Source organism: Salidesulfovibrio onnuriiensis (genome assembly GCF_008001235.1).
In the GTDB taxonomy this organism is placed as follows: domain Bacteria; phylum Desulfobacterota; class Desulfovibrionia; order Desulfovibrionales; family Desulfovibrionaceae; genus Pseudodesulfovibrio; species Pseudodesulfovibrio onnuriiensis.
In genome coordinates this window covers 1799968-1815357 of record NZ_CP040751.1, presented here as the reverse complement: position 1 = coordinate 1815357, position 15390 = coordinate 1799968, and the positions used below count along the sequence as shown (strand labels likewise).

Sequence of the window (15390 nt, the reverse complement as noted above, 5' to 3'; positions counted from 1 at the left end):
CCTATGAAATCAGGTAGTCCGCGGCGGGTTCGCCCGCTTCCAGGGAATCGAGAACCGCGTCTATGGCCTCCTCGCTGTCGATCCCCTTGAACCACCAGTTCTCGGGCTGGATGACCATGACGGGCCCAACCTCGCACTGCTTGAGACAGCCCGTGGCCACCACCTGCATGTCCAGGCCGCGGTCCAGGATTTCCTCCTCGATGTACTGCAGAAATCCGTCGGTCTGCTTGTGACAGATGCCCTTGGGCTCGCCGCCGGCGCGGAAACTCTGGCAAACGAGTATTTGTCTTTCGGGAACAGCCATTATATTTTTCCTTTCATTTCTCTTGGTTACTTCTTTCTTCTCTTGCCGCCGCCATAGAGCGCATCCACCATGCCCTCCACGCCGCAATCCGTGACCAGCACGCTCAGGCCGGAATCGGAAAGCACCTTGCGGGGCCGCTCTCCCGCGCTGCTCACCAGCAGGGCAAAGCAGTCGGAAAGGCGTTCGGCCAGGAGCTTCCAGCGGGCGTCCCCTCCCCCGGGCTCCGGGGCGAACCGGGTGCCGAGCAGGCAGGGCAAACCATCCTCGCGCGGGCCGTAGACTAGCAGCCGGGCCGCATGACCCAGGTGCTGGTCCACGTCCATACCGCCGGAGCTGGCCACCGCGATGTTGGGGCGCTCCGCCGTGGGCTTGGGCGCGCCGGTCTGCGCAAAGGCGAGATCGCAGGACGATTCCGGGATGTCCGTGCCCACCAGATCGCGTCCGCAGGCCTCCCAGGCGGCCATGAGCTCCATGTGCCGTCCGGCCAGCTCCATGGCCGTGCTCATGAGCTCGGAACCGGGGATTGCGTCCTCGCCGCCCTCGAACGGGCAGCATGGCGCAACCGCCATGATGTCCGCCCCGAGCCCGGAGACGACCTTGGCGACCTCCTCCACATGGGCGGCGTTGATTCCCTTGAAGATGGTGGTGTTGACCTTCACGGTCAGCCCGGCCTTCCTGAGGGCCGTGATGGCCCCGGCCTGGGCGTTGAGCAGCTCCCTGACACCCTGGGCCAGGGGGATGGTCCGGGTGCCGGGACGCACCCAGGCGTAAATGTTCTCGGCCACCTTCGGGTCCACGGCATGCACCTCCACGGTGACATGGGACAGGCCCAGGTCGGCCAGGGCGCGGGCATGGTCGGCCACGTTCAGGCCGTTGGTGGTCACGCACAGGGGCATGTCCGGATGGGCCCCGCGCACCAGTTCCAGGGTTTCCAGGGTCAATTCGGGCGCGGCAAAGGGATCTCCCGGCCCGGTGATGCCCACCACGCCGATATCCGCGCCGCCGTCCAGGGTCCTGCCGAGCCAGGCCAAAGCCTCCCCGGGGGAGAGCACCCGGCTTTTCATGCCCGAGGCGCCGTACCGGATGCGGCTGTTGGCCCGAGGCGCCACGGGCAGGTGCATGCGGCCAATGTTTTTTCGGGCGTGGGACCCGAAACAAGGGTGCGTAGGTGTGTGAGAAACAGCGGTCATGATGCACCTGCCTTTGTGGCTGTTGCGGTTTTCCTGCAATGGAGGTTGCTGTCCGGCAGGATTTTACAGGACGAGTTCAAAGGACTCCTCGGAGGCGTCCCTGTCCTTGCGGTCCAGAAGCACGCCGAGGATCTTTTCCAGCAGCCGGAGGCCGCCCTTGTAGCCCACGGTGGGGAAGTACTGGTGGCCGACGCGGTCCAGGATTGGGAAGCCCCAGCGCACCAGCGGAATGTCCTCGTCGCGGGCGATATACTTGCAGTAGGTGTTGCCCATGATCAGGTCCACGGGCTCGTTCTTGATCCACTGGTGGAGCAGGAACATGTCCCCCGCCGCCCTGACGTTGACCTCGAACGGCATGTCCGCAGTGATCTCCCGGATGCGCTTCTCGAAACGCTTGCCCGGGGTGCCGGTGACCACGTGCACCGGGCACATGTCGATGGACACCAGGAACTCGGTCATGGCGATGAGCTGGTCCGGGTCGCCCACCAGGGCCACCTTTTTGTGGTAGAAGTACTGGTGCATGTCCGACATCATGTCCACGAGCTGCCCGCGTTCATGGGCGATCTCCTCGGGAACGGACACGCCCGCCACCGTGCGCAGCGCGTCGATGAAGCGGTCCGTGGCCTGCAGACCGAAGGGCATGTCCAGCACCCGGCAGGGCACCTTGTGGGCGGAGTCCAGGGCGCGGGCGGCATCGGCCGAGCACCATTCGCCCAGGGCCAGGGTGCCCATGGAATCGCCCGCGGACCTAAGTTCCTTCATGGTCACCCCGCCTTCGGGGAACATGTGGTACTCGCCGGAAAGCGGGCCGTTGAGCACGCCAGAGGTATCCGGAAACAGGATGAACTCCACGCCCACCATGGCGGCGAGACGCTTGATCTCCTCCATGTCGGCGGGTTCGACCCAGCCGGGGATGATGTTGATCTTCCCGTTCTTCCTGCCGGTCTTTTCCGCCGCCAGGGCCATGGCCTTGACCATGTTGGAGAAACCGGTCACATGGGAGCCCACATAGCTGGGCGTGGATGCGCCGATGACGTGCTTGCCTTCCGGGATCTTGCCCTCCTTCTCGGCCTTGTCCCGGATCTGGTTCAGGTCGTCGCCGATGGTTTCGGACAGGCAGGTGGTGTGCACGGCGATCACTTCCGGCTCGTAGACCGTGAAGATGTTGTCGATGGCCTGCAGCAGGTTGGCCTGGCCGCCGAACACGGACGCGCCTTCGGTAAAGGAGCTGGTGGCCGCGGAAATGGGTTCCTTGTAGTGCCTTGTCAGCGTGCTGCGGTGGTAGGCGCAGCACCCCTGCGAGCCGTGGCTGTGCGGCAGGCACCCGTGGATGCCGAGGGCCGCGTACATGGCGCCGATGGGCTGGCAGGTCTTGGCCGGGTTGACGACCAGGGCGCTGCGTTCCGATATCGTATCCGGAGTGTGTCTCAGTAACATTTCACTATCCTTCCTGCGTTATTCCCAGACATAGGTGGCCGAGAGTTCCGGAGTTTCCTGCCAGGGGGCCTTCATGTAGCCCCAGATCCTGCTGTTCACGAGACGGTCGATCTCCCTGTAGAAGTTGACCGCTCCCCGGAACCCGGCATAGGGGCCGCCCGAGTCGTAGCTGTGCAACTGCTTCATGGGCACGCCCAGCTTCTGGATGGAGAACTTCTCCTTGATGCCCGCGCAGAACACGTCTGGTTTGAGGATTTCCACCAGCTTCTCGGCCTCGTACTGGTTGAGGTCGTCGATGATCAGGGTTCCCTTGTCCATGTCCGGGATCATCCCGTCATAGTGCTTGAACCTGAAACCGGCATCCTCCAGCTTTTGCATCTCTTCCGAGCTCTTGCGCGGGCTGTAGCGGGTCTCGTCGGCCTCCACCTCGATCTCCTCGATGTTGCGGCTGTCCGCATCCACCTTGAGATTGGGGATGACCTCGCGGCCCTCGTAGTCGTCGCGGTGGGCGAACTCGTAACCGGCGGACAGGGTCTTCATGCCCATCTCCCCGAAGAGCTCCTGGTAATGGTGGGCGCGGGAACCGCCCACGAAGAGCATGGCGGTCTTGCCTTCGGTGCGCGGGCGCACCTCGGCGGCGACGGCCTGCACCGCGGGCATTTCCTCGGCAATGACCGCTTCCACCCGGTCGATGAGCTTCTTGTCGCCGAAGTACTGGGCGATCTTGCGCAGGGACTTGGCCGTGGCCTCGGCCCCGATGAAGTTCACCTTGATCCAGGGGATGCCGTACTTGGTCTCCAGCATGTCGGCCACGTAATTGATGGAGCGGTGGCACATGACCGTGTTCAGGTCGGCCTTGTGGGCCGAGGCGAACTGGTCGTAGCTGGAGTTGCCCGAGAAGGTGGCGATGTTAGTGATGCCGCACTTGTTCAGGATGCGGTCGATCTCAAAGCCGTCGCCCCCGATGTTGTATTCGCCCAGCAGGTTGATCTTGTATTCGCCGGGCTTTTCCGCGTCGTTCTCGCCCACCACGTGGCGGAAGATCTGGTTGTTGGCGATATGATGGCCGGCGGACTGGGAAACGCCCTTGTAGCCTTCGCAGGAAAAGGCGAACACGTTGCAGTCGCCCAGCTTTTCCCTCATCTTTTTCGCCACGGCGTGGATGTCGTCGCCGATGAGGCCCACCGGACAGGTGGCGAAGATGGCGATGGCCTTCGGGTGGAAGGTGTCGTAGGCCTCCTGGATGGCCTTTGCCAGCTTCTTTTCCCCGCCGAATATGATGTCCTCGTCATGCATGTCCGTGGAAAAACAGTACGGCATGTAGTTGTCCGCGCCTTCGGCGGACGCATCGGTCTGGTTGCGGCGGGTCAGCCAGGAATAGAAGCCGCAGCCGATGGGCCCGTGGGTGATGTTCACGATGTCGCGTGTGGGGCCCAGGATAACGCCCTTGCAACCCGCGTAGGTGCAGCCGCGCATGGTGATGATGCCGGGCACGGTACGCACGTTGGCCGAAATCTCGGGCGTCTCGTTTTCCTGCGCCTCGTTGATGAGTATCTGCTTGGCGCGCTTGCGGGCCACCTTGGGAGGATACTTCCTGAGCAGCTCCTCCTTGATGTCGGTGGGGTCCCACTGCACCATTTTCTTCTTCAATGTAGCCATGGAATAGACTCCTCCGGGCTAGAGAATTGACTTTTCACCGGTTTCCCCGGTGCGCACCCGGACCGCTCCGGCAACCGGGAGCACGAAGATCTTGCCGTCTCCGGGCTTGCCGGTCCGGTTGACGTCGATGATGGCCTGGACCACGTCCTCGACATCCCCTTCCGGGACCACGGCCGTGAGCATGCGCTTGGGGTACAGCTTGCCCTTTTCCCCCAGCAGGGCGGCGGCCTCTTCATAGCCCTCCTCCGCGCCTTCCAGGAGCTTGGTGTTGACGAACCCCTTTCCGCGTCCCTGCGCCTCGTGGGCGAAGAAGGCGTCGACCCCGGCCGCTGTCAGGGCCTTCTTGGTCTGGTTCATCATGTTCATTCGCACCACGGCGATCACTTCCATCATGCCGCTGCCTCCTCTTCGGCGCTCTCCTTGACGCCGGAGCTGATGGTATAGACATCGCCCACGTCGCTGACGAAGATCTTGCCGTCGCCGAATGCGCCCTTGCCGCTGGAGCGGGCCGCATCCATGATGGTTTCGATGACGAAATCCTTGTCCGTGGCCTTGACCACGCTCATGAGCATGGTCTTGGGAATCTCGTCATAGGTCACCTCGCCGATCTTGATGCCGCGCTGCTTGCCGCGCCCGGCCACCGAATATTTCGTCACCGCCGGGAAGCCCGCATCCATGAGCGCGGCCAGGACATCATCCGCTTTCTCCGGCCTGACGATTGCTCGAACCATGATCATCGACATTGTGCATTCTCCTTGAATTCATTTTTCAATTGTTCTGTTCGCTCAAAAACCGCGAGGGCAAGGCCCGAGGATTCATCAGGACCGACGCGTATGAAGCAATACGCGAGGGGGTGATGCAGTCCGAGAAACGCAGCCATCGCGGAATTTTCAGCGGACTGCTAGGCTTCCATGAGGCCGTAGTCCAAGAGGAGCTGCTCCAGCTCTTCGATTTCCAGCGGGGTGGGGATGACGAACAACTCGTTTCCGTCGATGGCCTTGGCCAGGCCGCGATACTCGGAGGCCTGCGCCGCCTCGGGATTCCATTCGATGACGGTCTTGCGGTTGATCTCGGCGCGCTGCACGTCGTTGTCGCGGGGCACGAAGTAGATCATCTGGGTGCCCAGCTTGCGGGCCAGCTCGGCGATCATTTCCTTTTCGTTGTCCACGTTGCGGGAATTGCAGATGAGCCCGCCCAGGCGCACGCCGCCGGATTCCGCGTACTTCATGATGCCCTTGCAGATGTTGTTGGCCGCGTACATGGCCATCATCTCGCCCGAACAGACAATGTAGATTTCCTCTGCCTTGCCGTCGCGGATGGGCATGGCGAACCCGCCGCAGACAACGTCGCCGAGCACGTCGTAGAACGCATAGTCCAGCTCTTCGCTTTCCTCGTAGGCCCCGAGGGATTCCAGCATGTTGATGGAGGTGATGATGCCGCGCCCGGCACAGCCGACCCCGGGCTCGGGGCCGCCGGACTCCACGCACCAGGAGCCGCCGAAGCCGCCCTTGCGGATGTCCTCCAGTTCCACGTCCTCGCCCTCTTCACGCAGGGTGTCGAGCACGGACTTCTGGGCCAGGCCGCCCAGGAGCAGACGCGTGGAGTCGGCCTTGGGGTCGCAGCCAACCACCATGACCTTGCGGCCCATCTCGGCCAGCCCGGCAACGGTGTTCTGGGTGGTTGTGGACTTTCCTATTCCGCCTTTTCCGTAAATCGCTACTTTTCGCATGTTTCCCTCCAGGGAGTTAGAAATTCGACAACTCCCCTAGGGCAACCCGCGTGCCAAACGCTTCACCATAAACGCAAGTATCTAGAATAGAAGATAATAATTCTTACTCAATGTGCGAATGCTCGTCTGGACGGAAAAGAAAAAACTACAAAGAGGAATCTACAATTTTGTCGTTTCCGACACATTGGTAATTGCGGCGGGCCATGGGAGACAAACTCACAACTACCTGATTTCAAATGAGATATGTTAATACATATGAAATGGCATCCTTCCTGCTTTGTCCCGGGAAACACCACGTGAAACAGGCGAGGAAAGACTATGCTTATCGACACGACTTTGCGTGAGGGCGTCCAGCTCTATGGCGTCAACTTCACCCCGGAAGTCCGGACCGGAATCGTGGACGGGCTGCTCAGGCTGGGCGTCGAGGAAATCGAGCTGGGCTGGATCGGCATGGACGGCCTGGAACGGGCCTCACGCAAGGCCCACGCCCGAAAGGTGAAAACCGTGTTCAGCGTCTGGAGCCCGTGCCGCGAGCAGTGCGTGCAGGAGGCCGCCGAGCTGGGATTCAAGCGCATCAACATCGGCGTGCCCGTGTCGGACGCCCACGTGACCAAACGCCTGGGAATCCGGCACGAGGAACTTCTGGAGCGCATCACCAAGGCGGTCATGCTCGGCCGCATGCTGGGCATGGAGGTCTCCGTGGGCCTGGAAGACGTTTCCCGCGCCAACTGGGAATTCGCCGTGCGGGTGGCCGGGCACGCGGAATCCGCCGGGTGCTTCCGGGTCCGGCTGCCCGATACGGTCGGCATCCTCACTCCCTTTGAAATCTCCGGGCTGGTGCGCTTTTTCAAGGCCCACCTGGATATCTCGCTGGCCATCCACTGCCACGACGACTTCGGCATGGCCACGGCCAACACCATATGCGCCCTGCTTTCCGGCGCGGACTATGCGGACGTCTCCATCCTGGGCATCGGCGAACGCTCCGGCATCGCCCCACTGGAGGAAGTGGCCGCCTACCTCACGCTCAAGGAGAAGAACCATGACTATCACCTGGAAAGTCTGCCTGAGCTCTGTTCCCTGGTGGGAAAGGAATCCCGGGTCGCGATCCCCAGAACCAAGGCCATTGCGGGTGCGGATATCTTTGCCTGCGAAACCGGCCTGCACCTGCACGGCATGGCCTGCGACCCCGCGCTTTTCGAACCCTATCCGCCGGAACGGATCGGTGCGCTCCGCAAGGTTGGCTACGGGAAGAAGGTCGGGCACGCCGCGGTTGCGGACGCCTTGGGGAACGGCGAGACTGCCGTGGACAAGGAGGGAGTGACCGGCCTGCTGCGGTCCATCAGGCAGTTGGCGAGCCGCTTCGGCAGGCCGCTGGAAAAGCACGAGGTGCAGGCCCTGGACCTGCACCATACCCGGGGGCGGGGCCCCTCCAAACCCGAAGGCCCGGTTTAAACGCCAACCGGCCGGTCCGGCCTATTTCCCGGCCACGACGCTGTAGTGCGTGGAAGGGCCCTTGCCCTGCTTGACCAGCAGGCCCCGCTTGACGAAATCGTGCAGATCGTAGATCGCGGTCCGCGCGGGCAGGCTTTCGCCCACCAGTTCTTGATACTCCTTGCGGGTAACGGTCCTGCGCTGCTGGATCACCGGCCAGATCGCCTTTTGCCGGGCATTGAGCTGGGTGTTCTGGGGCGCTTCCGCCGGGACCTCGCGATGCCGGGGCTCCGGAGATGCGGGCGCTTGCGGCGCGGCAACCGCCGCAGGCATGGAGAATGCGCCCTCCTCCCGGGGATGCTCGTTTTCCAGGCGAATCTCTTCCGGCTGGATGACGTCGGTCTCGGCCATGACCGCCGCGCGGGTGATGCAGTTCACCAGTTCGCGCACGTTGCCCGGCCATCCGTAGTTGACCAGCTTGGCGAGCGCCCCCCGGCTCAGGCCGAGATTTTCCCGACCGGCCAATGCCTGGGCCTGGTTCAGGTAGTAGACCGCAAGCAGGGGGATGTTTTCCCGCTGGTCCCGCAGGGCGGGCGTTGCAATGGAAAGGACCTTCAGGCGGTAATAGAGGTCTTCCCGGAAGAGCTTCTGTTCGATGAGCGAGGGGATGTCCACGTTGGTGGCCGCGATGATGCGCACGTCGACCTCCACTTCCTTGTCACTCCCCAGCGGCTTGATCTTCCGCGAGGCAATGGCCCGGAGCAGCGACTGCTGCACCTTGGCCGAGGCGGACTGGATCTCGTCCAGGAACAGGGTTCCCTGGTTCGCCTCCACAAAGGCCCCGTTGCGGTCCTCCTTTGCCTCGGAAAAGGCGCCCTTGACGTGACCGAAGAGCGCGTCCAGCAGCAGGTTCTCGTCCAGGGCACCGCAGTTGATGGAAATGAAGGGCTTCTGGCTGCGGCCGCTGTGGTTGTGGATGGCCTCGGCCACCAGCTGCTTGCCGGTTCCGGTCTCCCCGGAAACCAAAACGTCCACGTCGGCCTGGGCGGCCTTGAGGATATTGACCTTCATGTCCGAAATGGCGAGGCCCGTCCCGATGATCTCCGGGATGCGGCTCAGCTCCACTTCCGCGAGCGTTTCCTGCTCCCGCTTCAGGGAGGCCCGTTCCCGCTTGTTGACGTTGAGGATCTCCTCGTCCTTGGCCTTCAGCTCCACCATCTGCCGCTTCACCCGCTTGATGATGCTGTTGATGGAATTCTGGAGCGTGTTGATGTCGAACCCGCTGTAGGGCAGATGGATTTCCTCCATGTCCTCCAGGGTGCTCATGGAGTTCACGCTGCCGGCCAGGGCACGGATGGGCTTGGTAAGGATCCTGCCGAACCAGAAGATAAGGAAGGAAATCAGCAGGATGGCCACAATCGTCACCAGCAGCGTCACATCCCGGTTCTTGTACCCCGCGACCACGGGCAGCTGGCTCCGGTCCACGAAGGTCACGCCGCCATAGAAAACGGGCGGGGCATTCGGATCGATCTGGAAGCGCACCGGCGCGTAGCTGAAATAGAACGAATCCACCACCGAGTTGCCCACATGCTCCTCGGGCACCATGCGCAGGCCGTTCTTCCCGGCCTTGAGCTCGGCAAAGGCGTCCCAGTAACGCAGGTGGTTCTCATTGGGCCGGAAGGCGACTTCATGCCCTTTCCTGCCCAATGTTCCCGCGAAATTCTCCCGGGCGAGATAGGTGGAAAACTCCTCGTCACCCACGCCGGGCTGTTCCGACTGGAAAAGAATCCAGCCTTCCGCATCCAGGAAATAGCTGAATCGGAGTTCGTCGCTCCTGGGGAACGCCCAAAGCGGGGATTCGGACGAATTGTACCAGGAAAGGATATCGCGAAGCTCGGAGGCCTTGATGGACAGGAACAGCAGACCCGGAGGGGAATCCCCGTCTCCGGGGAAGAGGGTGTAAAACCGGATGACATGCGACCGGGCATAGCGATTCGAGGCAGGGAAGCCGGGCTCGGGGTAGACCACCTCGGTAATATCCGAGGGCAGGACCGTTCCTGGCTTGAGCCGGTCCAGACGCTTCAATTCCTCAAAGGGATTGCGCGGCAGCTTGCCGAACTCGGAGACCGGGATCTCGGCAATGGAATCGCCCTGCCGGACCAGAAGCACGGGCCGCCCGCCCCCGGCCGGGAGATAGCACAGCTCATGATACGGGCTGCCACCGGACCGAAGCCGCCGCTCCAGCAGGGAGCGTAGGTTCTGCGCCCGCATGTCTCCCAGGGCGAGGAACAGCAGGTCCTCCCGGCACTGCTCCAGGCGCTGCTCCAGCTCGTGGGCGATTGCCAGGGTGTGTACGCGCACGGTCCGCTCCAGCGCGATGTCGATATATTCCTCGGACACCTTGTAGGAGGTGTACCCGGAAACCATAAGGATCAGAATGATGGGAGGAAGCAGCGCCAGCAGGAGCTTGCCGCGGATGCCCAGCCGCCCCAGGAAAAGGCGGACGCGGGGATGGAGCCGCCCCTGTGCGGTCTGGTCGTCGAATCTGGTTTCAGCCATCCGGTCCTCCCTGAGCGATGAAGCGTATAGGCAAAACGTTTTTCAACCCGACTTTTGCGTTAAGCCCTGGTCCTTCCCCTTGTCAACATTCTTTTGGCATGCGGGTTGCTAAATATTCATTTCATGCAAGAAATATTACTCCGCCAGCAAATATAAATTCATATTATATTGATATAATTTATTTAAAAATCTAGCCATGCGCAATAAATGCGCAAGAGAAACTCGCCATGAACCAGGACAGGTTTTGCAAAAGCATTTACAGACTCCTTTTTCTCTCCATGACGGCCATACCGGCCATCCCCCTGCTGCTGAGCGCGGGCATCGGGTACTACTACTCCACGCAGACCACGGAACACCTGGCGGTTTCCGCACTCCAGCATGTGGCCCTGGACCACCAGAAACTGATCGCACGGTTCCTGGAGGAACGAAAAAAGGATCTGGAATCGCTGCTGGCAAACACCTCCCCGGCAAGGCTCTGCGACCACGGGGAGCTCGTCAGGATGAAACAGGTCCTGGGCAGCGCCTTCAACGACCTCGGCACGATCGGCCCCGACGGGATACAGGCGGCCTATGCCGGGGAACACGGCCTGGCGGGCAGGGATTACAACAGCGCCCCCTGGTACAGGGAAGCCGTCAGAAACGGCTACTATATCAGCGACATATACCTGGGCTACCGGAACATTCCCCATTTCGTGATAGCGGTCGCCAAGCGCATCGACGGCAGGCAATGGGTGCTCCGGGGCACCATCGATTCCGACGAATTCGGGAGGCTGGTCGAAGGGGTGAACGTCGGCGACTCCGGAGAGGCGTACATCCTGGACAGCCAGTCCCGCTTCCAGACGCGGCGGAGGTCCGGAGGCGAGCTGCTTGAAAAGGACGCGGCCCACTACCCGCCCCAGGAAAAAAGCATCATGACCTTTGTGGACGACGAGGGGGACGTCTCCTACCTGACGGCCTCCGCCCTGCTGAATGACGGGAAATGGCGGCTCATCGTCCGGCAGAAGCGTGAGGACGCCTTCCATTCCACCCACACGGCCGCCCTCGCCATAGCGGCGGTCCTGCTGGTGGGCGGCGTCTTCATCGTGGGTCTGGCGTTCCTTGTCAGCCGGAGGATCGTGGACTCCTTCAGGCGGCAGGCCGAAAGCGTCTGCACCCTGGAAAACCAGCTCTTCCAGGCCGCCCGGCTGGCCGAGCTCGGCGAAATGTCCACGGGATTCGCCCACGAAATCAACAACCCGCTGCAGATCATGAAGACGGACCTGGCCCTGCAGGACCTGCTCCTCAGGGACCTGGACGAGGCCAGCCTCGACCCGGAAACGCGCGCCGAACTCCTCGAAATAGCCGAGCAATTCAAGATCCAGATAGAGCGGTGCGCTGGCATCACCAAGGAAATCCTACGCTTCGGCAGGCCGGACGCCCCGAACCTGCAGCCCGTGGACCTGAAGGAATACCTTCCGGGCATAGGCGCAATGGTGGAAAAAAAGGCGGCGGTGAACGGGGTCGATCTCCGTTTCGAGCTCCGGGGACCGGTTCCGGTGATCCAGGCCGATCCGGGCCAACTGCAGCAGGTCATGATAAATCTGCTGAACAACGCCATCCACGCGGTGGTGGACAGGCACGGAGCCAGCGGCGGCGAGATCACGGTATCGGCGCACGGGGACGCTCAGGGCAACGCGGTGGTGGATGTCGAGGACAACGGAACCGGCATCAGCGAGGACGGCCTGAAAAAGATCTTCCTCCCCTTCTACACGACCAAGGCCCCGGGCGAAGGGACCGGGATGGGCCTCCCGGTCTGTCACAGCATCATCGACTCCCTGGGCGGGCAGCTCCTGGTACAAAGCAAAAAAGGCGAGGGCACCAGGTTCACCATCCTCGTGCCGGGGATATCGGAAAAGGCCCCGGCATAGGCGAACGGAGCGGCCTCAGCCGACGCCCTGCCCCAGCAGGTCCTCGCAGACCCTGTGCGGAGCCGTCATGCGGTCCACCTCCCGAAGGTAGCCGGGATACCGCAGCAGATAGAAGGAAAGCGCCTGGGCGAAATTGCGCCCCACAAGCCCGTCCACCAGAAGCTGGGCTACGTCCCGCTCCCGCGCCAGGATCTGCTGCGAGGTCAGGAAGACCTCCACCTCGTCCCCGGTCATTTCCGCCAGCTGCTGCCGGAGCGCCTCGCGGGCGCGGGGCTTGTACATCATGATGTAGAGCATATCCAGGGCGTTGGCCACGACCTCCCGCACCAGCCTGGAGTCCTCGCCGCCGGCAAGGCGGACGAACTTGTCCGGGGCGTTGAGCACCTTGATCATGTCCCGGGTGGGGAACAGGATCTCCATCTGGGCGAAGACGTCGAAGACCTGCTTGAATTTTTCCGAATAATCCCAGTGGCGCATGGAAATGTTGTACTCGCGGTCCGCCAGGCCCTCGATTATCCCGGCCACACAGTCCGAGGCAAGCTTGGATATCACCGCGGCCCAGAGCTGCAGGATCGCCGCGATCCCCACGACGCCCATCCCTTCCAGAACCCCGCCGATGCCCATGTTGAAAAGGAAGGCCACGGGAATGGAGAGGATGCTGCGGAAGAAATTCCCCAGGGCCGCGGTGCGGGGCAGGCCCCGGACCAAGTTGTGCGTGGAGATGTAGACCCCGTTGGTGACGGCCATGATGGTGTACAAAAGCAGGGGATCCGTGGCGGTCGTGATGCCGAGGGTCTTGTCCAGCAGCATGGTCTTGCAGGCCCAGTCCAGAAGCGGCACGGAAAAACCCGTGTAGAGGAGCGAATCCGAAATCCGCTCCCAGTCGATGTAGTCGTTCCAGCGCAGGTATGGGGACCTGCGGAACCCGCCCCCGCCCAGCACCGACTGCAGGACGTTGCGCAACCCGGTGACGGCGAACCAGATGATCCCGCCGAAATAGGCCAGAAGCCACCAGTCCTTGGTCAGGAAAAAGGTCAGGAACGCGGGGATGAAACCCAGCAGGATCTTGAGCACGTTCTTGAACGAGCTGTTCATGCGCTCCAGTCTCGGGCCGTGCGAGCGCTTCCGCCGTTCATCGTACAGGCTCAGCCCGTTTTCCTCCTGGTGCCTGCCCCCCAGCAATACGACGTTCCCGCAGCCACGGGTCTGCGCCTGATACCCGGTGACGCGCCACCGCCTGCGCTTTTTGCCCACCAGCCTGCGCAGCCCCGGCACCCTGCCGAGCCCATAGCGGATGCTTCCCCACAGGCCGAACTTCTCCTCGGGGAAGGTGTATTCCATGACCTCGGTGGCCGTGCCGTGAACGGGAATGCACATGCCCGACTGCCGCGAGCGGACCTCCCTCCTGGCCTTGGCGGGAAGGGTCTCCAGAACCGCGAAGCCCATGCCGTGCGAGCGCATGGACCGGCCGGTGGACCCGCTGCCGATGCTCGTCTTCAGCGGGACGCGCTTGTAGTCCTCGAGCAGGGAGTTGAAATCCGCGAGCACGGCCTGGAGCCGGTGGATCATGTCCCTGCCCTCTTCGGAATCGCCCGCGCGCAGCCGCCTGATGCAGGCAAGAATCATGCGTTTGAGAGAAACCGCATTGTGGTCGTTTATGGCCTTCTGCAAGAGACCGAACGGCTGCCGCTGCCGGATCTGCGCGTCGGTCAGCGACTTGATGTTGAACATCTCGAAATGCGTGATGCGCCCCCGGCATTGGTGAAGCAGCTCAATGGCGTCCTCCAGTGCCAGATCGGCCAGGATCAGGGTCAGCTGGCTGGTATGCCCCGCATCCCGAAGGCGCGCCGTCAGTTCGGCCGGGCCCAGGGTCAGAAGTTCGGGAACCGTCTCACCATCCACGGGCCTTTCCGGGTCGGGCAGGTCGGGGTTGGCCTCCGGCATGAGATATCTCGCCACAATGGTGTCGGCATCCAGGGAATTCAGGGATTCCACCTGCAGGGCCATGGCCGCCTTGGTGTCGTAATCGGCCCGTTCGTACTTCTGCTTGAGCTGGGCCGTGTGCTCCTGGAACAGGGGCAGGGCCGTCTCGTGGATATGATTGCCCAGATGATAGATGGTCGGCTGGCCGGTTTCCATGCTGGCGACCATGTCCGGGTAGTCCACCGGCGGCAGCGCCACCCCGAATTCCTGCTCAATGGAAAAACGGTGCACCTCGTTGAACTTGCGGGCCACCGCCTCCACGTACCGGGCCTTGTATTCCTGCACTTCCCGGCCCTGGCTCAGCAGTTCACGGACCCCTTCCTTGCGGAAAAAGCCGTCGATGTCGATGTCGTCGCGCAACCCGCTAGGATTCCAGACGAATTTGACAAAACGACCGCGAAATCTGGCAACATATTCGATACCGGCCTGGACCTTGATTCCCAGGATGGCGGCGGAGGCGAACAGCTCCTTGGCCACCTCCGGTGCCATGGATTCGTAATAGACCACGGTCAGGAAACGGATGCCCTTGAGCCAGGCGTCCATGATCAGATGGGTGGCCGACTTGCGCCCCTTGCTGTTGGCGTCGTGCACCCGGTTGTCAAAGGAGATCTGGTTCCATTCCTCGGGCATTTCCAGAAGGTGGTATTTCCGCAGCTGCCTGCGCAGGTACCCGTTCTTGCCCACGGCGGCCCTGCGGAAATCGTGGGCCAGCTGGAGCTGCCGCCTGCTGTTGCCCTTGGCCCGCACAAGCTCCTTGCCGATCTGGACCAGCACCCGCGCCCGGTTGTTGCGCATGCCGCCCCTGGCGGTGGTCAGGGTCTCGTCGCGCAGAGTCATGAGCGCCGCGATCCTGTCCGAGGCCTGGTCGGACTTCAGGGATTCGAGCAAATGCATGATGGCATACGCAATCCTGAGCTCGGGAGCCGCTGCGAGTTCCTTGATGCCATGCGGCTTGAGGGAGGGTTCCAGCAAGGGCCTGAACTGGGTGCGCTCCGTCTTTCTGCTCAAAAGATCATTGAGCATTTCCAGTAGATTATAATCATCCCTGTCGTAATTCAGCAGCTGCGTGGGCAAGGGAATTCTCCGTCTTTGTCTGTTGTTGGCCAGCCTTGGTTCGCTGCACCTTTCATGCCTTATTCATACGAGAAAACGGCCCGGTGTTAAAGAGAACACTCGATCCCCCCGCCGCAC

General features: G+C 62.2%; 11 protein-coding genes. 2 read left to right on the top strand and 9 right to left on the bottom strand.

The genetic code is table 11. The features are described 5' to 3' along the window. Position 1: 1 nt before the first annotated feature. The 7 genes from FGL65_RS08230 to nifH all read right to left on the bottom strand — a co-directional run bounded on the left by FGL65_RS08230 (position 2) and on the right by nifH (position 6319). Complete coding sequence (locus FGL65_RS08230) at positions 2–304, bottom strand: (2Fe-2S) ferredoxin domain-containing protein (RefSeq protein ID WP_147820740.1); 303 nt, start codon at positions 302–304, stop codon at positions 2–4. A gap of 26 nt (positions 305–330) precedes the next feature. Further along, entirely contained in the window at positions 331–1425 is a 1095-nt protein-coding gene (locus FGL65_RS08225) for a radical SAM protein (RefSeq protein ID WP_250645603.1), read from the bottom strand. Between the two features lie 132 nt (positions 1426–1557). Further along, the gene (gene nifK, locus FGL65_RS08220) at positions 1558–2931 is read right to left on the bottom strand and encodes a nitrogenase molybdenum-iron protein subunit beta (protein ID WP_147820738.1); all 1374 of its coding nucleotides are present in this window, start codon (positions 2929–2931) and stop codon (positions 1558–1560) included. A gap of 18 nt (positions 2932–2949) precedes the next feature. Next, positions 2950–4590: a nitrogenase molybdenum-iron protein alpha chain gene (gene nifD, locus FGL65_RS08215; RefSeq protein ID WP_147820737.1), complete on the bottom strand. Its 1641-nt coding sequence runs from the start codon at positions 4588–4590 to the stop codon at positions 2950–2952. An 18-nt stretch (positions 4591–4608) separates the two neighbouring features. Beyond that, the gene (locus FGL65_RS08210) at positions 4609–4983 is read right to left on the bottom strand and encodes a P-II family nitrogen regulator (protein ID WP_147820736.1); all 375 of its coding nucleotides are present in this window, start codon (positions 4981–4983) and stop codon (positions 4609–4611) included. Next, the gene (locus tag FGL65_RS08205) at positions 4980–5327 is read right to left on the bottom strand and encodes a P-II family nitrogen regulator (RefSeq protein WP_147822702.1); all 348 of its coding nucleotides are present in this window, start codon (positions 5325–5327) and stop codon (positions 4980–4982) included. Before FGL65_RS08205 ends, FGL65_RS08210 begins: the two co-directional genes overlap by 4 nt. Before the next feature lie 164 nt (positions 5328–5491). Then, on the bottom strand, positions 5492–6319 hold the full coding sequence (gene nifH / locus FGL65_RS08200; RefSeq protein ID WP_147820735.1) for a nitrogenase iron protein: 828 nt from the start codon (positions 6317–6319) through the stop codon (positions 5492–5494). Positions 6320–6637: 318 nt separating this feature from the next. On the opposite strand from nifH, the gene FGL65_RS08195 reads away from it, so the two are divergent. Then, positions 6638–7771 (top strand): LeuA family protein, encoded by a 1134-nt coding sequence (locus FGL65_RS08195; RefSeq protein ID WP_147820734.1) that lies wholly within the window; start codon positions 6638–6640, stop codon positions 7769–7771. Between the two features lie 21 nt (positions 7772–7792). Here the strand turns inward: FGL65_RS08195 and FGL65_RS18635 are convergent, their stop codons facing one another. Further along, positions 7793–10309 (bottom strand): sigma-54-dependent transcriptional regulator, encoded by a 2517-nt coding sequence (locus FGL65_RS18635; RefSeq protein WP_147820733.1) that lies wholly within the window; start codon positions 10307–10309, stop codon positions 7793–7795. A gap of 227 nt (positions 10310–10536) precedes the next feature. Here FGL65_RS18635 and FGL65_RS08185 point away from each other — a divergent pair, with 227 nt between their 5' ends. Next, the gene (locus FGL65_RS08185; protein ID WP_147820732.1) at positions 10537–12216 is read left to right on the top strand and encodes a sensor histidine kinase; all 1680 of its coding nucleotides are present in this window, start codon (positions 10537–10539) and stop codon (positions 12214–12216) included. Between the two features lie 15 nt (positions 12217–12231). On the opposite strand, the gene FGL65_RS08180 is transcribed toward FGL65_RS08185, so the two are convergent. Next, a complete protein-coding gene (locus tag FGL65_RS08180; protein WP_147820731.1) occupies positions 12232–15273 on the bottom strand; it encodes a hypothetical protein in 3042 nt (1013 codons plus the stop codon). Positions 15274–15390: the final 117 nt, after the last annotated feature.